This window comes from Euzebyales bacterium, assembly GCA_036374135.1.
Lineage (GTDB): Bacteria > Actinomycetota > Nitriliruptoria > Euzebyales > JAHELV01 > JAHELV01.
Window position 1 is genome coordinate 1 of sequence record DASUUK010000070.1, and the last position, 20,120, is coordinate 20,120.

Genomic DNA, 20,120 nt, shown 5'->3' on the forward strand with positions numbered 1-20,120 from the left:
ACCTTCTGCTCGCGGACCTGCTCGGCGTCGGCGCGGGCCTGCTCGATCAGCTCGTCGGCCCGGCTGCGCACCTCCCGCAGCCGCTCCTGGTAGCTGCGCCGCAGCTCCTCGGCCTCGGTGCGGATCTGCTCGGCCTGCTCGAGCTTGCCCTGGATCGCCTGCTGGCGCTCCTCGAGCATCTGGTTCAGCGTCGGCCAGACCTTCCACACGACGAAGGCGAAGAGGATGACGAACCCGACGAGACCCCAGATAAGCTCGGCCGTCGCCGGCAGCACGAGGTCGATGCCCGATGCCTCCCCGCCCTCTTCGGCGGCGAGCAGGACCATCCCGGTCACTGCATCCATGTACGTCTCCTACTCACTCACGAGCTACGGGCTGCACCGTTGGTCAGCGGCACACGCGCCGGTCCTAGACGATGAAGCTCAGCACGAAGCCGAACAGCGCGAGCGCCTCCACGAACGCGATGCCCAGGAACATCGTCGTGCGGACCATGCCGGCGGCCTCGGGCTGTCGCGCCATCGCCTCGATGGCCTTCCCGATCAGGTACCCCAGGCCGATGCCGGGACCGATCGCTCCCAGTCCGAACACCAGGCCAGCTCCGATGGAGCCGATGTCACCTTCCATTGCCACTTCCTCCTTGCGTTGCGGCGCCCGTCGGGCACCAGGGCACGACAGTCAACCCACCGCCGTCAGTGCTCGGGGTGCAGCGACGACCCGATGTAGACGGCGGTGAGGATGGTGAAGATGTAGGCCTGCAGCAGACCGACCACGAACTCGAACCCGATCATCAGCGGCGATGCCGCGAACGCGACCAGACCGACCGGCAACCCCGGTCCGAACACGAGGAAGGCGTGCGTGGTGATGAACAGCAGGGTCAGCAGGATGTGGCCGGCCATCATGTTGGCGAACAACCGGACCGTCAGGGTGACCGGACGCGTCAGGAAGGTCGAGATCAGCTCGATCGGCCCGATGAGGATCCACAACGGCTTCGGGGCGGCCGGCGGGAAGATCGAGTCCTTGAAGTAGGTGCCGGCCCCCTGCGCCCTGATGCCCTGGTAGATGTACAGCACGTAGACGATCACAGCCAGGAAGAACGGCAGGGCGATGCGCGAGGTCGGTGGGAAGTTGATGAACGGCAGGATCTCGAACAGGTTGTTCATCCAGACCCACATGAAGATCGTGAGCAGCAGCGGCACCCAACGCACGCCGTCTGCGCCGATGACCTGGATCGCGATCTGCTCGCGGACGAACTCGACGATCGCCTCGCACGCCGCCTGCAGCCTGCCCGGCACCAGCTTGGGGTTGCCGAGGCCGGCGTAGAGCACCACGAGCGCCAGCGCGGACGCCAACAGCGTCAGCAGCGCCACGCGGTTGAACGCGATGATCGTGTCCTCGAACAGGAACGGCGGGAACTCGAACAGCTCGTTGACCGGCGGGACCTCCCAGGGTCCGCCGTATTCAACGGCAGCAAGCAACGGCCTCACGCAGACGTCCTTTCAGGGCTCCGCGGATCGTCGGAACGAGGGGGGGTGGGATGACCGGACGTGTATACCACACGACCGGATCCGGCTGCGGTGCCGGACACCGACGCGTCGGTCACCCAGAACAACCGCTTGTCGCGCAGCACGAGACGGGTCTGCCACACGAGCACGACCATCAGCAGGATAGCGGCGGTGACGGCGAGGCTGGGCCCGTGGATGCCCTCGACATCGCCCAGCAGGACCATGAGCAGCAGGTAGATGCCCAGTTTGAGCACGTAGCCGCCGAGTGCGGCGGCGAACAGTGCGCCCGGGCCGAACGGCGCGGCCAGCGACAGCGCGGCACCCGACAGCACCTGCATCCCGGCGACCACCGCGACGGCCAGCCCGGCACCCGCCACACCCGGTTCACCCAGCCACCACCAGGCACCGGCTACGAACACTGCGCCGACGGCGACGGTGAGCGCGACACCGCGCAGCGCAAGGCGCCACTCGATCGGCTCGTCGGGGGTGACCGGTCGCACCGGTCTGGACGCGTCAACCATCGCGCGGACCTCCATGCGGCGCGCGGCGACGCCGGCCGGCGGGCTCGCCGTCGGCGTCGCGGACGTCGCCTACCGGCACTGCCGGTGCACCGGACTGACGGTCGGCGTCCGTCGGCGCGGCGCCACGCTCCCCCGTCGCAGGACCGCGGGTCGACCGTCCCCGTCTGGCGATGAGGTCGGCGTGCTCACGCTCGAACCGGTCCTGCGAGCGCAACCAGATGAGGTAGACGCCCAGGGCGTTGCCCAGGACGAAGCCCACCGCCATCAGCACAGGAGCGGTCCCCAGCAGGCGGTCACCGAGCCAGCCGATCCCGCCCCAGACGAACGTGGCCGTGACCAGCTCGGCGGCGAGGGTCCAGCCGTCACCGCCGTCGTCGTAGCGCACCGGGCGCGGCGGCACGAGCGCGCGTCGCGCGTCCCGGCCGGGACGCTCATGATCGGCCATGCGCCGCCTCCGCATCGTCGATCGGGGTCGCGTGCCGTTGGACCAGCGCGAGCGCGATCATCGTGCCCAGGACGATCCCACCGAACTGCAGCCACGGCCCCGTGCCGATCAGCAGGTCGAGGAGCAGGCCGGCCAGGCCCCACACCGCGACGGCGACGACCACCTGGATCGCGATCACGGCCATCACACCGAGACCCTGGTCGTCGGTTTGCGTCGTCGACATGGCACCTCGTGTCGTCATGTCCGGCGACCTGTGTCGCGCGATCGATGGTCGTGGCGAGCGACCGCGCGGGACCGAGGTCACGTACGGCTCGTACGGTCCGCCCGCACCTTAGCAGATTGTGAATGAATGCACAAGCTCGTTGGGCGCAGGCACTTCCGGATCATCTCCCGCTGGACGACAGCCCGTAGATCGGGTGTGCGGTGGCCAGCGCGCGGACCTCGGAGCGCACGGCGTCGGCATCGTCGCCGCGCAGCGCCCGGGCAATCAGCGACGCGACCGTGCGCATGTCGTCGGGTCCCATGCCCTGCGTGGTGACCGACGGCGTGCCCACGCGGATGCCGCTCGCCACCATCGGCGGGTGCTGGTCGTACGGGATCGCGTTCTTGTTCAGGGCGATCCCTGCGGCCTCGCACCGCTCCTCCGCCTCGGCGCCGGTGAGTCCGAGCGGGGTCACGTCGGCGAGCAGGTAGTGGATGTCGGTCCCGCCCGACACGACGCGCAGGCCTTCGTCGGCCAACGCGTCCGACAGCGCCGTCGCGTTGTCCACGACAGCGCGCACGTAGTCCGCGTAGTCGGGTTGCTGCGCTTCGCGGAAGGCCACGGCCTTGCCGGCGATCGCGTGCATCTGCGGTCCGCCCTGCAGCATCGGGAACACGGCCTTGTCGACGGCGCGGGCGTGCGCAGACGTCGCGAGGATCGTGCCACCGCGCGGTCCGCGCATCGTCTTGTGGGTGGTGAAGGTCACCACGGCGGCGTGGGGCACCGGTGAGGGATGTGCGCCGCCGGCGATCAGCCCGGCGATGTGGGCCGCGTCGACCATCAGGTTCGCGTCGACCTCGTCGGCGATCTCGCGGAACGCGGCGAAGTCGACGTGGCGCGGATAGGCGGTGTACCCGGCGACGATGACCCTCGGGCGATGTTCGTGGGCGAGTTTGCGGACCTCGTCCATGTCGATCAGTTCGTCGTCCTTGCGGACGCCGTAGCCGACGATCTCGTACCACTTGCCGCTGAAGTTGACGGGCGACCCGTGGGTCAGGTGTCCGCCGTGCGCGAGCGACATGGCCATGACCGTGTCACCGTGTGCCACGCCGAGCGCGGTGTAGGCGGCCATGTTGGCCTGTGCACCCGAGTGCGGCTGCACGTTGGCGTGCTCGGCGCCGAAGACGTCCTTCGCCCGCTCGATGGCCAACCGCTCGGCGACGTCGACGAACTCGCACCCGCCGTAGTAGCGCCGCCCCGGGTAGCCCTCCGCGTACTTGTCGGTCATCACGCTGCCCTGCGCGGCGAGCACCGCCGGCGACGTGAAGTTCTCGCTGGCGATCAGCTGCAGGCTCTCCTGCTTGCGCGTGATCTCGTCGGAGATGGCCGCAGCGATCTCGGGGTCGACGCGTCGGAGGGCGTCGTAGTCCGGGCCCCAGCGGGTCCTGGCGTCCGCGTCGGTCATGGTGTGCTCATCCTCACGGGCCGGTGACGGGTGCAGGCACGAACGATAGCGGTCACCGGGCCAGCATGACCAAGGCGTCATGGTGACGGCACGTCGCCCCAGTCGACGCGGCCGGCGGCCACGAGCTCGACATCGGCAGCCGGCACGGCGCCCTCGCGCAGCACCACGGCGTGGTCACGGGTCAGATCGACGACCGTGGACACCTCGCCGTCGCGGGGACCGTCGTCGACGTACAGCTCCACAGCGTCGCCCAGTGCGTCGCGCGCGGCTGCGACCGTGGTGGGTGACGGGTCGCCGGGACGGGCGGCGGACGAGCACACCAGTGGGCCCACGTCCGCGACGACGTCCAGCAACGTCACCTCGGCCGGCATCCGCACCGCGACGACCGCGAGCGCGCCGATGTCCCACGCCAGGTCTTCGTTGACCGGCAGTACCAGGGTCAACGGACCGGGCCAGTACGACGCCATCAGGCGGTCCGCCGCCTCTGGGACGTCGGCGGCCAACGCGGCCGCCTGCCGAGGTGTGCGGACCACGACGGTCAATGGCGCGGTCGGGGCCAGCCGCTTCGCGCTGCGCAGCGACGCCGTCGCCCGCGGGTCGAAGGCGTCGGCGACCACCCCGTACACCGTGTCCGTCGGCAGGACCACCAGCGCGGGCTCACGCAGGACCGCGCCGATCTCGGTCAGGACCTCGTCGTGGTCGTCAAGGGTTCGCATGGTGCTCATCGCGGCCCAGCCTCGCACATCCCGCTCCCCCGGACCTCCGGGGTGCGCCGTGCATCCAGCGCGTGCGTCGGCGGCCGTCCACAATGGTGCACCCCGTGCCCCGCCGAGGTCGCCCATGCTGCTGCAGGAACTCGTCACCGTGTCCGACGCCATCGGTGCGACACGGGCGCGCACGCGCAAGGTCGCGACGCTCGCCGACATGATCCGGCGCCTGGGACCCGGCGACCGTGCGCTGGCCGTCGCCTACCTGACAGGTGCGACGCCGCAGGGGCGGATCGGGATCGGCTACGCGGCGACCCGCGACGTCACGACCGACGCGGCCGCACGACCGAGCCTGCTGCTGACGGACGTCGACGCGATGCTCTCGGCGCTGGCCCGGATGACCGGAGACGGCTCCCGCCGCGGTCGCGACGAGCTGCTCGGCGAGCTGTTCGCCCGCGCGACCGGGCCCGAGCAGGCGTTCCTGCGGCGGCTGCTGATCGGCGAGTTGCGTCACGGCGCACTCGACGGGGTGATGGTGGCCGCCGTCGCCGCGGCCGCCGACGTCGACCCCGCCGCCGTGCGTCGCGCCTACATGCTGAGCGACGACCTCGCCGAGGTCACGACGGCCGCACTGGGCAGCGGCGTCGATGCACTCGCGGGCTTCACCCTGCAGGTCATGCGACCGGTGCAGCCGATGCTGGCATCCACCGCAGCCGATGCAGCGGCCGCCCTCGCGGCGGGAAGGTCGGGACCGGTCATCGCCGATGCCAAGATCGACGGCGCGCGCGTCCAGGTGCATCGCGACGGTGATCGCCTCGCCGTGTTCACCCGCAGCCTGCGCGACATCACGGCGGAGGTCCCGGGCATCGTCGCTGCGGTCCGTGCGTTGCCGGTCGATGCCGTGATCCTCGACGGCGAGGCCGTCTCGCTGCGCGACGACGGGCGTCCCGAGACGTTCCAGGTCACGATGCAGCGGCTCGGCGACGGCTCCGCAGGCGACGGCGGCGGTCACGTCACGGTGGTGCGCTTCTTCGACTGCCTCCACCACGACGGTGTGGACCTGATCGACGAGCCGCTACGGCGCCGGCTGACAGCGCTGGACGCCGCGGTTCCCGCGGACGCGGTGGTCGAACGCTGCGAGACCGACGACCCGGGCGCGTTGGAGGCGTTCTTCGACCGCGTGGTCGCCACCGGGTTCGAGGGCATGGTCGTCAAGGATCCCGCCAGCCCGTACGAGGCCGGTCGCCGCGGTGCGGCCTGGCGCAAGGTCAAGCCGTCGTGGACGTTGGACCTCGTCGTGCTCGCGGTCGAGTGGGGGTCGGGGCGTCGGCGCGGCTGGCTGTCGAACATCCACCTGGGCGCCCGCGACAGCGAGGGCCGGTTCGTCATGCTGGGCAAGACCTTCAAGGGCATGACCGACGAGATGCTGGCGTGGCAGACCGAACGGTTCCTCGAACTCGAGACCTCGCGCGAGGGCCACGTCGTGCACGTGCGGCCGGAGCAGGTCGTGGAGGTGGCCATCGACGGTGTGCAGACCAGCACCCGGTACCCGGGCGGTGTCGCGCTGCGCTTCGCGCGCGTCAAGCGCTACCGGGACGACAAGACCGCAGCGCAGGCCGACACGATCGCGACGGTCCGGGCCATCAGGGACCGCGCCTGACGACCCTCACCGACACTGTCCACAGGCCTGTCGACCGCCTCCTCGTCCCGGCGCATACTCGGCGCGACGGGCTGGCGGACGAGGAGGAGACATGCACGACTTCACACCACTGGAATCGGGTGCACCGCGACAGCTCACGCCCACCGGGCCGTCCGACTACTTCGAGGTGCTCGCACGCGCCGTGTTCAACGCCGGCATGTCATGGCGCGTCGTCGAGGCACACTGGCCCGCGATCGCCGAGGCGTTCGCCGATTTCGATCCCGAGGTCGTGGCCGGCTACGACGATCAGGACGTCGAGCGGCTCGTGGCCGACGAGCGGCTGATCCGCAGCCGCGGCAAGCTCGCGGCGGTCGCCGACAACGCCCGGACGTTCGTGCGTCTGGCGGCCGAACATGACGGGTTCGGGGCGTGGTTGGCCCGCACCGGCGACTACGACACACGGGAGCGAGCACTACGCAGGCACTTCCGCTACATCGGCGAGTTCGGTGCGTACTGGTCCCAGTACACGTGGGGGGCCGACGTGCCCGACTACAGGGATTGGGCGCAGGCCCGCGGGCGCGCGTTGCCCGCGCACCTGCGCGACGACGGGTGAGCGCGGCGGGAGCGCCTCCGCAACGGTCGGGTCGCGCCCGGAGGGTCGCGCCATGACGGCACGCCGACGATTCTCCCGTGACGAGTTGGAGAGCTACCGCGACACCACGGTGCCTGACCTGATCGGCCCTGGCGTACGGCTGCTGTTCGTAGGCATCAACCCCGGCCTGTGGACGGCGGCGACCCAGACGCATTTCGCCCACCCCGGCAACCGGTTCTATCCGGCGCTGCGGCGGGGAGGCGTGATCCGGCGCGCGATCGACCCGGCCGCCGGCATGGACGACGCCGACCGTCGCCATCTGATCGGGCGTGGGATAGGCATCACCAACATCGCGGCGCGGGCGACGGCGCGGGCTTCCGAGCTCGAACGCGACGAACTGCGTGCCGGCGCGGCCGAGCTCGCATCGCGGGTCGCGGATTGGCAGCCCCGAGTGGTCGCGGTCGCGGGGGTCACGGCGTACAGGATCGGCTTCCGGCGTCCACGTGCACAGGTCGGTCGACAGTCCGACGATCTTGCCGGCGCCGAGCTGTGGATCGTTCCGAACCCCAGCGGTCTGAACGCCCACGAAACCGTGGCGTCGCTCGGGCTGGCGTACCGGCGCGTCGCCGTCGCGGCCGGCCTGGACGTCGGTCCGACGGCGCCTGACGCCGACGAGGTCTGATGACCAGCGCGGCCCCGATGCGGAGCGGTGCCGGCACCGGACGGCTCAGCGGCGCCGCGCCTCGACGAAGCGCGGCCGCCCGGTCAGATCCCGGAGGGCGGTGACGTCGACGAGCCCGGCGTCGCGTGACCGCCCAACCGTCTCGTCGACCCTGTGCTCGTCGAGTTCGAGCACGAGCCAACCGCCCGGCCCCAGCCATGACGTCGCCGCCGCGATCAGCGCGTCGGACACCTCGTGGCCGGTCGGGCCGGCGACCAGGGCCACACGGGGATCCCAGTCGACGACCTCCGGCGGCAGTGTGGTCCATTCGGCCGCGGTCAGGTAGGGAGGGTTCGCGACGATCACGTCGACGGCACCGCGCAGCGCACCGGGCACCGGCTCCATCAGGTGCCCGGTGCGGACGTCGACCGACGCGCCGAGGGATGCGGCGTTGTGCCTGGCGAGGTCCGCCGCGGCGGGTTCGATCTCGACCGCGACGGTCGTCACCGCGGGCCGCTCGACGGCGATGGCACAGGCCACCGCGCCCGTGCCCGCGCACGGCTCGACGACAACGCCGTCGTCGTGCAGGTGCCCGAGCGCGTGCTCGACGAGCAACTCGGTCTCGGGACGGGGTATGAACACGCCGGGCCGGACCGTGATGCGGTGACCACGGAACGCCACATCGCCGAGGATCAGCTGCAACGGCTCGCGCGCGGCGCGGCGGTCGACCAGCGCAGCGAGCTCTGCCACAGCGTCTGCGTCCACACGCCGGGTGGCGTCGCGCACCATCCCGGCCGCCGACAGGCCCAACGCGTGGCCGACGAGCCACCGCGCGTCCGCTCGGGGGCTGTCGATGTCGGCATCGTCCAGCCGGGTAGCCACGGCCCGCACGAGCTCGGCGACGGTGGGCGATGACGCGCCCGACCACACCCCCGACCAGGAGGGTGGCGTCCGGCACCGGCCGTCCGGTGCTGCGCCGGGACGACGCACCACGTCGCCGGCCACCTAGTCGGCGAGCGCCAGTGCCTCCAGGCGGCGCCGCTGCTCCTCGGCGACCAGCCCGGACAGCAGCTCGGACAGCGCGCCGTCCATGACCTCCGTCAGGTTGTGCACCGACAGACCGATGCGGTGGTCGGTCACCCGGCTCTGCGGGAAGTTGTAGGTGCGGATCTTCTCCGAGCGGTCCCCGGTGCCGATCTGGGACAGCCGCGCCTCGGCACGCTCCTTCGCCGCGCGCTCCTGCTCGAGCTGGAGCAGTCGGGCGCGCAGGATCCGCAGCGCCTTCTCGCGGTTCTGCAGCTGCGACTTCTCGTCCTGGCAGGACACGACGAGGCCTGTCGGCTCGTGGGTGATGCGCACCGCCGAGTCGGTCGTGTTGACCGACTGGCCCCCGGGGCCCGACGAGCGATACACGTCGACGCGAAGGTCGTTGGGGTCGACGTGCACGTCGACCTCCTCAGCCTCGGGCATGACCGCGACCGACGCGGTCGACGTGTGGATCCGCCCGCCCGACTCGGTCTGGGGGACGCGCTGCACACGGTGGACGCCCGACTCGTGCTTGAGCTGGGAGTACGCGCCGTCGCCCGAGACCTGGAACACGACTTCCTTGACCCCGCCGATGCCCTGTTCCGACGCGCTGATCTGCTCGGCCTTCCAGCCGGCGCGCTCGGCGAAGCGGGTGTACATGCGATACAGCTCGCCGGCGAACAGGCCCGCCTCGTCGCCGCCGGCGCCGGCGCGAATCTCGACGATGACGTTGCGGTCGTCGTGGGGGTCCTTCGGTAGCAGCCGCACGCGCAGCTCATCGACCAGGCCAGACGCGCGGGCGTCGAGCTCGTTCGCCTCCTGGCGGAACGCGGACTGGTCGTCACCGGTCGCCTCACGGGCCAGCTCGCGTGCGACCTCGGCGTCACCGGTCACCTGCCGGTATGTCCGGTACGTGTCGACGACACCGGACAGGTCGGACTGACGCTTGGCGGCGTCGGCATAGCGCTTGGGGTCCGAGAAGATGTCCGGGTCGCCCAGCGACGCGGTCAGCTCCTCGTAGTCACGCTCGATCTCGTCGAGGCGCGCAAACAGGCGGTCGGACATGACGGAACCTTCGTGGATTCGGACAGCTACCGGGGCCACGTGCCGCCGCTAGGTGCCGCCCGCTGGCTCGTCAGCGTGCTGCGACGTCGGCTCGGTCGTTGCCGGCTCGGTCGTCGCGGGTGCATCGGCCATGTCGTCGGGTCCCCACACGACGGCCGAGGGTAGCGGCGCCGACATGCGTGCGGTCAGCTCGTCACTCGGCGCGACGGCCTCGAACGCCCGCAGCGCTACCTCCACCATCGCGGGCTCCGACGGCCTGGTCGTGATGTGCTGCAGCCAGATCCCCGGCTTCATGAGCGCGTTGACCAGCGCGTTGTCCCGCCCGGCGCCGAGCCGCAGCCCTTCGTAGGCCAGGCCGGCGACCACGGGCAGCAGCGCCACGCGCAGCAGCACGTGGTACGCGATGCCCGCCACGACGCCCTCTCCGGGCGGCGGCAGCAGGGATCCGGCCACCGAGTAGACGAGGATCGCGATGAGCATGACCATGATCAGGAAGTTCGTCCCGCACCGCACGTGCTTGGTCGAGAACCCGCTGATCGTCGCCGGATCCAGTGCCGCGCCGTGCTCCCACGCCGCGATCGTCTGATGCTCGGCACCGTGGTAGGCGAACACCCTCCGGATGTCGCTGACGAGTGCGATCGCCATCAGGTACCCGAGGAAGATGACGACCCGGATGACCCCTTCGACGAGGTGGTACACCAGGCCGTCGCCGACCACGGACCGCAGGGGCGCGAGACCGAGGTTGGGCAGGACGACGAAGATGCCGACGAAGACGAGCAGCGCGAGCAGGAGGCTGCCGCCGAACTCGCCGGTCGACAGCTGCTCCTCGTCCTCCACGGATTCGTTGGCCGAGATCGTGAGCGCGCGCGTGCCGACCTTCAACGCGTCGACCAGCGCGAACATGCCCCGGAACATCGGCAGGCGCCACAGGCGCACGCGGCGTGGCAGATCGCTCGTCGCGTGACGCTCGAGGTAGATCTCACCTGACGGACGGCGCACAGCGACCGCCCAGTGGTCGGTCCCGCGCATCATCACGCCTTCGATGACCGCCTGGCCGCCGTAGTAGGCGAGCGCGTCGTCGGATGCCATGGGCGCCTCGTGTCCCGCCGTGACCTAGGACCCGCCCCTGCCCGCCTGGCGCTTGGCCGCCTCGGCCTGCTTGGCCTGCGACTTCGCGTAGCGCTGCCGGTACCGCTCGACGCGGCCACCCGAGTCGACCAGCTTCTGCTTGCCCGTGTAGAAGGGGTGGCACTGGTTGCACAGCTCGACGCGGATGTCCGACGTGGTGCTACGGGTGGTGAACTCGTTGCCGCATGAGCACCGCACGTTCGCGACGACGTAGTCCGGGTGGATGTCAGCCTTCATCGTGTCTCCTGTCCGTGGCGCCGATTTCCGACCGGCGCGATTGCACACCCTACCGGCGGATGCCGCGTTTGGAGTTCTTCGATCACGCAGGGCACATGGGTGTCGCGTAGGACTCCGAGGCCGCGAGGAGCGCGGCGTCAGCCGCGGGACCCAGGTGAGCGGTCCGAAGCGACACCTTGGTCGTCTCGCTGGCGCTCGACTCCCAACGGCCCAGGGGACCTCAGGTCTGCAGGTTCGAGCTCTGGATCTGGGTCAGGAACTGGTTGTTGGACCGCGTGGCCTTCATCTTGTCGATCAGCAACTCCAGGGCGGACGGGCCCTCCAGCGCTGCGAGCACCCGCCGCAGCTTCCACACGATCGCGAGCTCCTCGCGATCGAACAACAGCTCCTCTCGGCGCGTACCGCTGGCGTCGATGTCGATGGCCGGGAAGATCCGCTTCTGCTCCATGCGGCGATCCAGGCGCAGCTCCATGTTGCCGGTGCCTTTGAACTCCTCGAAGATCACCTCGTCCATCTTCGAGCCCGTCTCGATGAGCGCGGTCGCGATGATCGTCAGGCTGCCGCCCTCCTCGATGTTGCGGGCCGCGCCGAAGAAGCGCTTCGGCGGATACAGCGCAGTCGAGTCGACACCGCCGGACATGATGCGCCCCGACGCCGGGGCCGACAGGTTGTAGGCGCGCGCCAGGCGGGTGATCGAGTCGAGCAGCACGACTACGTCCTGGCCCTGCTCGACCAGTCGCTTCGCACGCTCCATGGCGAGCTCCGCAATCTGGGTGTGATCGTCGGCGGGGCGGTCGAAGGTCGAGGCGACGATCTCGCCTTTGACCGACCGCTGCATGTCGGTGACCTCCTCGGGCCGCTCGTCGACGAGTACGACCATCAGGTGGCACTCGGGGTTGTTGGCGACGATCGCCTGGCCGAGCTCCTTGAGAATGGTCGTCTTGCCGGCCTTCGGCGGCGAGACGATCAGCCCGCGCTGGCCCTTGCCGACCGGCGACATGAGGTCGACGATGCGCATCGAGATCGGGCCGCCCGGCGTCTCCAGGTGCAGGCGCTCGTCGGGGAACAGCGGCGTCATGTCCTTGAAGTCGGGGCGGTCGGGCACGCGGTCGCCGTCGCCGAGCTCCACGCCGTTGACCGTCTGCACCATCGCCAGCGCCGGCACCTTGTCGCTGGACTTGTGCTGGCGGATCGGGCCCGACACGATGTCACCCCGTCGCAACCCCATCTTGCGGATCGTGCTCTGCGAGACGTACGCGTCGCGGTCGCCGGGCAGGTAGCCCGTGGTCCGCAGGAACCCGTAGCCCTCCGGCAGCACGTCCAGCACGCCGGTGCGGATCTCGGCCGAGTCGGGGATCACCGCGTCATCGTCGCGCGACTGCTGGCTGCGGCGGTCACCGTCATTGCCGCCGCCACGGGTCCGGCGGCGCTCCCGGCGGCTGCGGCGCCGGCGTCGCGGGCCGCTCTCATTGTCGTAGTCGTCGTCGTCACCACCGTTCCGGTCGCCGTCGGCCTCGTCCTCGTCGCGTTCGAGGCGTAGCTGCTCGGCGTCGGAGCCACCGGATCCGCCGTCGTCGTGCGCGTCAGTCCCATCCGCGGGGCCGCTGCCGTTGCTCGCCTCGGATCGACGGTTCGGATCGGCCTGCCGGTTGGCCTCCTTGACGATTGCGTCGATCAGGTCAGCCTTGCGCAGACGCTGGTATCCACGCATCCGCAGCTCGGCCGCCATGGAGCGCAGCTCGGGCAGTTGCTTGCGTGCGAGGACGTTGGGGTCCATCCCTGGTGCTCCTGTCGTTCGACAGTGGGACGTGCATCGGTGGCGGGGTGGAAGGGCCGCGCCGTAGAACGGACGCGGTTGCGGTGTCACCGTGCTGGCGACGTACGAAGCTGCCTGACAAGCGATGCTGCCGTTCGGCAGGGCACAGGGCTGTCGACACGGCACGACGGCACGTCAGGTGATGGGTCCGCATCGTGGTGAGGCATGACCCTCGAAGACACCCCGTCGCACACTTGACGAGATCCAACCTGCCTGCGGTGGGGTGACCGCCGGACACCGATGCAGGTCATCGGGTGGCGATCAGGGGCAAGTCTAGCCGGGGCGGTGAGCAGCGACAAACACCCCCGACAGCGGCATCTGTCCACATCACACAGCGCGGCACGGCGTCGCGTCGTCCGCTACGAAGCTGATCCCGGGCGGACATCGACACGTGCGCCGGCGCGGTCCCAGGCCAGGGCCAGGACCCGCCAGCCGTCTCCGGCGAGCCGTCGCACGCGATCGACCGCCCCACGGTCGTCGGCCGGCACGACCACCAGGATCGACGGTCCGGCGCCCGACAGGCAGGCGCCGTCGCCGGCAGCGCGCAGGGCGTCGACAAGGCGGCGCGTGGCGGGCATCGCCGCCAGCCGCGGTGGCTCGTGCACCGCGTCCCTCATGACCGCCGGATCCCACGCCGCCATCCCGGCCAGACCGGCCAGCACCAGGGCCGTGCCGCGCGCGGCCCCGACCAGCGTGGACACGGCCACGTCGCTCGGGACCAGCCCGCGGGCGGCCGAGGTCGCGGAGCGCTGTTGGGGCACGCATGCGATCGGGCGCAGGCCGCGGGTCGGTTCGAACCGTCGTGTGGGTCCGTCGCCGGCGACGACCAACCCACCGAGCACGGCGGCGGCCGCGTTGTCGGGGTGGCCTTCGAGTCGGCTGGCGTGCGTGACGAGGTTGTCGTCGCCGACGGCGACTCCGGTCAGGTGGCGTGCCAGCACGAGACCGGCGACGGCCGCCGCTGATGACGACCCCAACCCGCGCTCGAGCGGGATCCTGCTGCGACAGTGCAGCGTCACGTCGGGCACCGCGACGTCGTGGTCCTCACAGAACGTCACGAGTGCCCGCCAGACGAGGTTGTCGTCGTCCTCGGAGAGCTCGCCGACGCCCTCCCCGGTCGCGACCACGCGACGGCCCTCGTAGGGTACGGCGGTCACGTCGAGCGTCAGATCCAACGCGATCGCGAGCACGTCGAATCCCGGACCGAGATTGGCGCTGCTCGCCGGTACGGTCGCCCGCACCGCCGGAGGGAGCCCGTGATCGGCCGCCGCGGCGTCCGGCGACGCCGTCATGCCAGGCCCAGGTGCTCGGCGACCCGCGCGGCCTCGACCGGCAGCACGTCGGGCTTTGCCGCGCCGGCGATCGCCCAGTCGGGGTCCTTGAGACCGTGGCCGGTCAGCGTGCAGACGACCGTCGATCCCGACGGCAGCTCGCCGGCGGCCGACATGGCCAGCAGCCCTGCGACGCTGGCCGCCGACGCCATCTCGGCGAACACGCCCTCCCGTGCCAGCCTGCGGTACGCGCGGAGGATGTCGCGATCGGTGACCGCCCGGATCAACCCGTCACTGTCCGCCGCGGCAGCCTCCGCCCGTGCCCATGACGCCGGGTTACCGATGCGGATCGCCGTCGCGATCGTCGACGGGTCGGCCACGGGACTGCCGCCCACGATCGGCGCGGCGCCCGCCGCCTGGAAGCCGCACATCCGGGGTGTCGCCGGGATGCGGCCGGCCTCGCGGTACTCGCGGTACCCCTGCCAGTAGGCCGTGATGTTGCCGGCGTTGCCGACGGGCAGCACATGGAAGTCCGGCGCCCGCCCCAGCATGTCGCAGACCTCGAACGACGCGGTCTTCTGACCCTCGATCCGGAAGGGGTTGACCGAGTTGACCAGCTCGACGGGGTACCTGTCGGCGAGCTGCCGGCAGATCTTCAACGCGGCGTCGAAGTTGCCGTCGAGCTGGACGACGACCGCGCCGTGCACGAGAGCCTGGGCCAGCTTGCCCAGGGCTACCTTGCCGTCGGGGATCACGACGCCGCACACCATGCCCGCCTTGGCCGCGTACGCCGCGGCAGCCGCCGACGTGTTGCCGGTCGACGCGCAGATCACCGCACGTGCGCCCTGCTCGGCGGCCTTCGAGATGGCGAGCGTCATCCCCCGGTCCTTGAACGACCCGGTCGGGTTGGCGCCCTCGAACTTCAGCCAGACGTCACAACCCGTGTCCTCGGACAGCGCCGACGAGTGGATGAGGGGCGTGCCACCTTCCCGTAGCGTGACGACCGGCGTGTCATCGGTCACCGGCAACCAGGACCGGTACTCCGCGATGACACCCCGCCACTGCCCGTTCGCGCGGGCCGCCGTGGCTCCATCGGTGGCCACGACGCCAACCTTCGACTCCCTGTCCGCCAGAACGCTCATGATGTGTGCCTACCGCCGCCGCTACATGAGGCACGAGATGTGTGCCTACCGCCGCCATTACATGGGGCCCTCACACTTCGCCTCCTTCGACCCGCAGGACGCTCGTGATGTCGCGGACCGAGGCCAGTGATCGCAGGTCGGCGACCGTCCACTGCACGTCGCGCTCACGCGCCGCGTGCGTGATGAACACGAGCTGCGCGGTCTCGCCCGTCCCCTCCTGCCAGACGCTCTTGATAGAGACGTCCCGGGCGCCGAAGACCGACGCGATGTCGGCGAGCACGCCCGGGCGGTCGGACACCGACAGCCGCAACGAGTACTGCGCGATGAGCTCGTCGAACGGGCGGATGCACCCGTCGCGGTGCGCCGCCGGGGTACCCGCCTGCTCACCCGACAACAGGCCCCGGGCTGCGGCCACGATGTCGCCCACCACGGCACTGCCGGTCGGCATGGCGCCGGCTCCCCGGCCGTAGAACATCAGGTCGTCGACCGCTTCGGCTTCGACGAACACGGCGTTGAACGAATCACGGACGCTCGCGAGCGGATGGTCCGACGGTATGAGGCACGGGTGGACGCGCGCGCCGATCCGTTCGCCGTCGTCGTCGGCGATCCCCAGCAGCTTGATGACGTAGCCCATGCGGCGCGCGAACGCGATGTCGCTCGGCGTCACCCGCGCGATGCCCTCGCGGTACACGTCGCCGACGACCACGCGGGCGTCGAACGCCAGCGACGCCAGGATGGCAGTCTTGGCCGCGGCATCGTCGCCCTCGATGTCCGCGGTCGGGTCGGACTCGGCGTAGCCCAGGCGCTGTGCCTCCTCCAGCGCCTCCGCGAAGGGCATGCCGTGGTCGGTCATGTGGGTGAGGATGTAGTTCGTCGTGCCGTTGAGGATGCCGAGCACGCGGCGCACGCGGTCGCCCGCGAGCGACTCGCGCAGCGGTCGGATGATGGGGATGCCACCGGCGACCGCGGCCTCGTACTCCAGTCGCGCGCCCTTGCCCCGGGCGAGGGCCATCAGCTCCTCGCCGTGCGTCGACACGAGCTCCTTGTTGGCGGTGACCACCGACTTGCCCGACTCGAGCGCCTCGACGATCAACGAGCGCGCGGGCTCGATGCCACCGATGACCTCGACCACGATGTCGACGTCGGGACCGGTCGTCACGGCGTGCGCGTCGCTGGTGAGCCGGGCGATCTCGACGTCACGTGGCCGTGTGGTGTCGCGCACGGCGACGGGCCCGAGCTCGACCGGCACCCCGACGCGCGCGGCGATCTGATCGGCGTGGTCGCGCAACAGGCGGGCCACACCGGTGCCCACCGTGCCGCAGCCGAGCATGCCCACCGTCAGGTGGTCGTTGTTCGTCGTCACGCCCGCCCCACCGATGCCACTCGCCTCATCATGATCACCGAGTGTAGGCGTCGTCGGCGTGCACCCGATCGGGTGCGGGGGCATCGTCCGGGGGCGCGTCATCGAGCACGTCGTCCGCGAGCACCTGGTCCCGCTCGAGCACGTCGTCGAGCGTCTCGCGACGCACCAGCAGCTGCGCCCGGCCGTCGCTGACCAGGACCATCGCCGGTCGCGGCAGACGGTTGTAGTTGCTGGCCATCGCGTGCGTGTACGCCCCGGTCGCGCCGACCGCGAGCAGATCGCCCGGCGCGAGCTCCGCGGGCAGCTCGACGTCACGCCCCAGCAGGTCGCCGGACTCGCAGTGCTTGCCGACGACGTCCATGCCGCGCGACGGCCCGGCGCGCGACGCTCCCGCGGGGACGAACCGGTGACGCGCCCCGTACAGCGCCGGTCGCAGGTTATCGCTCATGCCACCGTCCACGCTGACGTAGGTGCGTCCGCCGTCGAGCGCCTTGACCGTGCCGACCTCGTACAGCGTCAGTCCGGCGGGCCCCACGATCGCCCGGCCCGGTTCGACGGTCAGTCGCAACGGCGGCAGCCCGAAACGTCGGACGCCCGCAGCGACCGCCTCCCGCAGCGCCGCGCCGTGCTCGCTGACATCGACGGGGCGCTCGTCGGTGTAGGTGATGCCGAGGCCGCCCCCCAGGTTCAGCTCGTCGAAGCGCTGACCGTGCAGGTCGCCCATCTCGGCCAGGAACGCTGTCATGATCCCCGCAGCCCGGGTGAACACCTCGGTGGTCAGCAGCTGCGAACCCAGGTGGCAGTGCAGCCCGCGCAGGCGGACCCCTGGCTGCTTGACCGCACGCTGCACCGCCTCCGCGGCGAGACCGGTCGAGAGCGTGAACCCGAACTTCGTGTCGTCGTGACCGGTGCGGATGTAGGCGTGCGTGCTGGTGTCGACCCCCGGCGTGACGCGCAACAGCACGTCGAACGTGTGCCCCCGGCGCTGCGCGACCGTCGCCATGCGATCGAATTCGTCGAAGCTGTCCACCACGACCCGTCCCACGCCGGCGTCGGCCGCCAGCTCCAACTCCGTCACCGACTTGTTGTTGCCGTGCAGGATCAGCCGCGCACCCGGCACGCCGGCCCGTTGGGCGGTGGCCAGCTCACCTGCGCTCGCGACGTCGACGGCCAGGCCTTCGCGCACGGCGAGCTGGAGCACACCGGTCACGCACAGCGCTTTGGATGCGTACGCGACGTTCCAGCCCGCGAACGCCGTGCGCCACGCATGCATGCGTCCGCGCAGCTCCGCGGCGTCGATCACGTACAGCGGCGTGCCGAAGCGGGCGGCCAACACGCGTACGTCGACGCCGCCGACGGCCGTCAGCCACCCGTCGGCGAACGTTGCGCTCCCCGGGAACGCCTGCGCCGCGGACGCGGTGCCCGGAGGAGGGGGACGCGTAGCCATACCAGGATCCTTGCTGAGCCGACGGGTGGGCCACTGGAGCCTGCGGACCGACCCGCCGGGATCACAGTTTGTGGTCGAAGGCGTTCGTCGAGGCTTCCTTGACGCGTTGGGCCGGCCCGCGTTCCGCCCAGCGCTCGGGGTGCAGCCGCTCGGACAACGACAGGTCGTCGGCGAACTGATCGTCGAGCTCGGCCGTGAGCGCGCGGTCGATCAGGATCACGTTGCACTCGTCGTTGAGTCGCATCGAACGCTGGTCCAGGTTGCCCGATCCGGTCGTGGCCACGCAACCGTCGACGGTCATGACCTTCGCGTGCAGCATCGACTGCTGATAGGAGTGGATGTCGACGCCCGCATCCAGCAGTGGCTCGAACTCCTTCTCCCCTGCCAGCTGGACGACGCGCTTGTCGGCGTGGGGACCGGGCACCAGGACCGTCACCTCCACACCGCGCTCCGCCGCGCCGATGAGCCGCTCCACGGTCTGCTCGTCGGGGACGAAGTAGGCGGTCGTCAGGTTGATCGACCGCTCGGCCTTGTCGATCAGCAGACCGAACATCGTGTGGAGGTCGGTCCAGCCGATCTGCGCGGGGCAGCGCAGCACGGTAACCAATGCGTCTCCGGCACGTCCGTGCTCGTTGAACTGGTCCCGCTCGTCGAACAGCGTCTGGCCCGTCTCGCGCCAGTTCGTGATGAACGCCGCACGCAGCCCGTCGACCGCCGGGCCCTCGATGCGGACGTGCGTATCGCGCCACTCGCCGGGGTCACGGGCGTCGCCCTCCCATTCCTCGGCGATGCCCACGCCGCCGGTGAAGCCGACACGGCCGTCGCACACGAGGATCTTGCGGTGCGTGCGGTGGTCGGTCTCCCATACCTTCCAGGTCGTCGGTGGTCGGTACCACTCGCAGTGGCAGCCGGCGTCGTTCATCTCGTCGATGAGGTCGCGGTCGATCGCGGCCGCACCGATCGCGTCGAGCAGGATCCGCACCCGCACACCGGCCTGCGCCCGTTCACACAGGGCCGCCGCGAACCGCCGTGCGATGTCACCCGTCCAGTACACGTACGTCAGCATGTCGACGGTGTGCTCGGCCTGTCTGATGGCGTCGAGCATCGCCGGGAAGATCTCGTCGCCGTTGCGCAGGATGTCGACCTTGTTGCCGCCGGTCGCGGGGATACCCAGACCGCCCTCGATGATCCGGCGCCACTGCGCGATGGTTTCGTCCATGCCGGTCACGTCCTCGTCCAGCGCATCTTCGGGCAGTACCGCATCGCTCATTCGGTGCCTCCGACGGGCGTCAGGCTCGCGACGAGTTGCATGAGCTCGATCGGGTCGAACGGCTTGGTCACGTACCGGTCCACGCCGAGCGCCAGTCCGCGCTCGATGTCGGACTGCATGGCGCGCGCGGACAGCGCGACGATCGGTATCGCGCTCGTCGCCGCCGCGCGCTTGAGCCGCGAGGCGACCTCCCACCCGTCGATGCCGGGCAGCATCATGTCGAGCAGCACGATGTCAGGCCTGTGCTCGGTGACCGCCGTCAGGGCCGATGTGCCATCGGCGGCCGTGAACGCCTCGTGGCCCTCCATCTCGAGGTTGACCACGAGCAGCTCACGAATGACGCGATCGTCCTCGACGACCAGCACCCGAGCCATCCGACACTGCCCTTTCCGTCCGCACGCAACCGACGCCTCGTCCGGCCGGTGGGGATCGATGGCGCAGCCGAGATCTCGTGCGTCCGATGCTAAGCTGCCGGTGGCTCCTCTGCGAGTCCCCGCCCGCGTAGCTCAGGGGATAGAGCGTCTGCCTCCGGAGCAGAAGGCCGCAGGTTCGATTCCTGCCGCGGGCGCACTCCGCCATTGCGACCAGCATCTTCGGCCTGTTGTGTTCTCGCGCGCGTTC

The 20,120-nt window shown here is 70.6% G+C and carries 22 protein-coding genes and 1 tRNA gene; 4 read left to right on the plus strand and 19 right to left on the minus strand.

The genetic code is table 11. The features are described 5' to 3' along the window. From VFZ70_12170 to VFZ70_12205, 8 genes are all read right to left on the minus strand, one after another. On the minus strand, nt 1-344 hold a 344-nt coding region (locus VFZ70_12170; GenBank protein ID HEX6256553.1), incomplete at its 3' end, for an ATP synthase F0 subunit B. Between the two features lie 64 nt (nt 345-408). Further along, nucleotides 409-624, minus strand: a complete 216-nt coding sequence (gene atpE, locus VFZ70_12175; GenBank protein ID HEX6256554.1) for an ATP synthase F0 subunit C — start codon at nt 622-624, stop codon at nt 409-411. A gap of 65 nt (nt 625-689) precedes the next feature. After that, nucleotides 690-1,484 carry a F0F1 ATP synthase subunit A gene (gene atpB, locus VFZ70_12180; GenBank protein ID HEX6256555.1) on the minus strand — a complete coding sequence of 265 codons (795 nt, stop codon included), beginning with the start codon at nt 1,482-1,484 and terminating at the stop codon, nt 690-692. Beyond that, a complete protein-coding gene (locus VFZ70_12185) occupies nt 1,481-2,023 on the minus strand; it encodes a hypothetical protein (GenBank protein HEX6256556.1) in 543 nt (180 codons plus the stop codon). The genes atpB and VFZ70_12185 overlap by 4 nt, the downstream gene beginning before the upstream one ends. After that, nucleotides 2,016-2,468, minus strand: a complete 453-nt coding sequence (locus VFZ70_12190; protein HEX6256557.1) for an AtpZ/AtpI family protein — start codon at nt 2,466-2,468, stop codon at nt 2,016-2,018. The genes VFZ70_12185 and VFZ70_12190 overlap by 8 nt, the downstream gene beginning before the upstream one ends. Then, complete coding sequence (locus VFZ70_12195; GenBank protein HEX6256558.1) at nt 2,455-2,691, minus strand: hypothetical protein; 237 nt, start codon at nt 2,689-2,691, stop codon at nt 2,455-2,457. The genes VFZ70_12190 and VFZ70_12195 overlap by 14 nt, the downstream gene beginning before the upstream one ends. Nucleotides 2,692-2,851: 160 nt before the next feature. Beyond that, nucleotides 2,852-4,135 carry a serine hydroxymethyltransferase gene (gene glyA / locus VFZ70_12200; protein ID HEX6256559.1) on the minus strand — a complete coding sequence of 428 codons (1,284 nt, stop codon included), beginning with the start codon at nt 4,133-4,135 and terminating at the stop codon, nt 2,852-2,854. A 77-nt stretch (nt 4,136-4,212) separates the two neighbouring features. Continuing rightward, complete coding sequence (locus tag VFZ70_12205) at nt 4,213-4,860, minus strand: L-threonylcarbamoyladenylate synthase (GenBank protein ID HEX6256560.1); 648 nt, start codon at nt 4,858-4,860, stop codon at nt 4,213-4,215. 115 nt (nt 4,861-4,975) lie between these two features. Between VFZ70_12205 and VFZ70_12210 the strand changes: the two genes are divergently transcribed. The 3 genes from VFZ70_12210 (at nt 4,976) to VFZ70_12220 (ending at nt 7,755) form a co-directional block, all read left to right on the plus strand. After that, complete coding sequence (locus VFZ70_12210) at nt 4,976-6,502, plus strand: ATP-dependent DNA ligase (GenBank protein HEX6256561.1); 1,527 nt, start codon at nt 4,976-4,978, stop codon at nt 6,500-6,502. Nucleotides 6,503-6,593: 91 nt separating this feature from the next. After that, complete coding sequence (locus tag VFZ70_12215; protein ID HEX6256562.1) at nt 6,594-7,094, plus strand: DNA-3-methyladenine glycosylase I; 501 nt, start codon at nt 6,594-6,596, stop codon at nt 7,092-7,094. Nucleotides 7,095-7,146: 52 nt separating this feature from the next. Next, on the plus strand, nt 7,147-7,755 hold the full coding sequence (locus tag VFZ70_12220) for a mismatch-specific DNA-glycosylase (GenBank protein ID HEX6256563.1): 609 nt from the start codon (nt 7,147-7,149) through the stop codon (nt 7,753-7,755). Between the two features lie 45 nt (nt 7,756-7,800). Here VFZ70_12220 and prmC read toward each other — a convergent pair whose 3' ends face one another. From prmC to VFZ70_12275, 11 genes are all read right to left on the minus strand, one after another. After that, the gene (gene prmC / locus VFZ70_12225; protein ID HEX6256564.1) at nt 7,801-8,739 is read right to left on the minus strand and encodes a peptide chain release factor N(5)-glutamine methyltransferase; all 939 of its coding nucleotides are present in this window, start codon (nt 8,737-8,739) and stop codon (nt 7,801-7,803) included. Then, nucleotides 8,740-9,825: a peptide chain release factor 1 gene (prfA, locus tag VFZ70_12230; protein HEX6256565.1), complete on the minus strand. Its 1,086-nt coding sequence runs from the start codon at nt 9,823-9,825 to the stop codon at nt 8,740-8,742. Nucleotides 9,826-9,873: 48 nt separating this feature from the next. Next, nucleotides 9,874-10,914: a DUF1385 domain-containing protein gene (locus tag VFZ70_12235; GenBank protein HEX6256566.1), complete on the minus strand. Its 1,041-nt coding sequence runs from the start codon at nt 10,912-10,914 to the stop codon at nt 9,874-9,876. Nucleotides 10,915-10,938: 24 nt separating this feature from the next. Beyond that, nucleotides 10,939-11,190 (minus strand): 50S ribosomal protein L31, encoded by a 252-nt coding sequence (gene rpmE, locus VFZ70_12240; protein HEX6256567.1) that lies wholly within the window; start codon nt 11,188-11,190, stop codon nt 10,939-10,941. Nucleotides 11,191-11,410: 220 nt separating this feature from the next. Beyond that, a complete protein-coding gene (rho, locus tag VFZ70_12245; protein HEX6256568.1) occupies nt 11,411-12,967 on the minus strand; it encodes a transcription termination factor Rho in 1,557 nt (518 codons plus the stop codon). A 398-nt stretch (nt 12,968-13,365) separates the two neighbouring features. Further along, nucleotides 13,366-14,298 carry a homoserine kinase gene (gene thrB, locus VFZ70_12250; protein HEX6256569.1) on the minus strand — a complete coding sequence of 311 codons (933 nt, stop codon included), beginning with the start codon at nt 14,296-14,298 and terminating at the stop codon, nt 13,366-13,368. Further along, a complete protein-coding gene (thrC, locus tag VFZ70_12255; GenBank protein ID HEX6256570.1) occupies nt 14,295-15,380 on the minus strand; it encodes a threonine synthase in 1,086 nt (361 codons plus the stop codon). Before thrC ends, thrB begins: the two co-directional genes overlap by 4 nt. Nucleotides 15,381-15,489: 109 nt before the next feature. Next, nucleotides 15,490-16,782 (minus strand): homoserine dehydrogenase, encoded by a 1,293-nt coding sequence (locus VFZ70_12260; protein ID HEX6256571.1) that lies wholly within the window; start codon nt 16,780-16,782, stop codon nt 15,490-15,492. A gap of 34 nt (nt 16,783-16,816) precedes the next feature. After that, nucleotides 16,817-18,229, minus strand: a complete 1,413-nt coding sequence (gene lysA, locus VFZ70_12265; GenBank protein HEX6256572.1) for a diaminopimelate decarboxylase — start codon at nt 18,227-18,229, stop codon at nt 16,817-16,819. Between the two features lie 61 nt (nt 18,230-18,290). After that, complete coding sequence (locus VFZ70_12270) at nt 18,291-19,499, minus strand: phospholipase D-like domain-containing protein (GenBank protein HEX6256573.1); 1,209 nt, start codon at nt 19,497-19,499, stop codon at nt 18,291-18,293. Beyond that, nucleotides 19,496-19,873, minus strand: coding sequence for a response regulator (locus VFZ70_12275; protein HEX6256574.1), 378 nt, complete (start codon nt 19,871-19,873; stop codon nt 19,496-19,498). Before VFZ70_12275 ends, VFZ70_12270 begins: the two co-directional genes overlap by 4 nt. 121 nt (nt 19,874-19,994) lie before the next feature. Between VFZ70_12275 and VFZ70_12280 the strand changes: the two genes are divergently transcribed. Further along, nucleotides 19,995-20,067: transfer RNA gene (locus VFZ70_12280), tRNA-Arg, on the plus strand. The last annotated feature ends 53 nt before the right edge of the window (nt 20,068-20,120 follow it).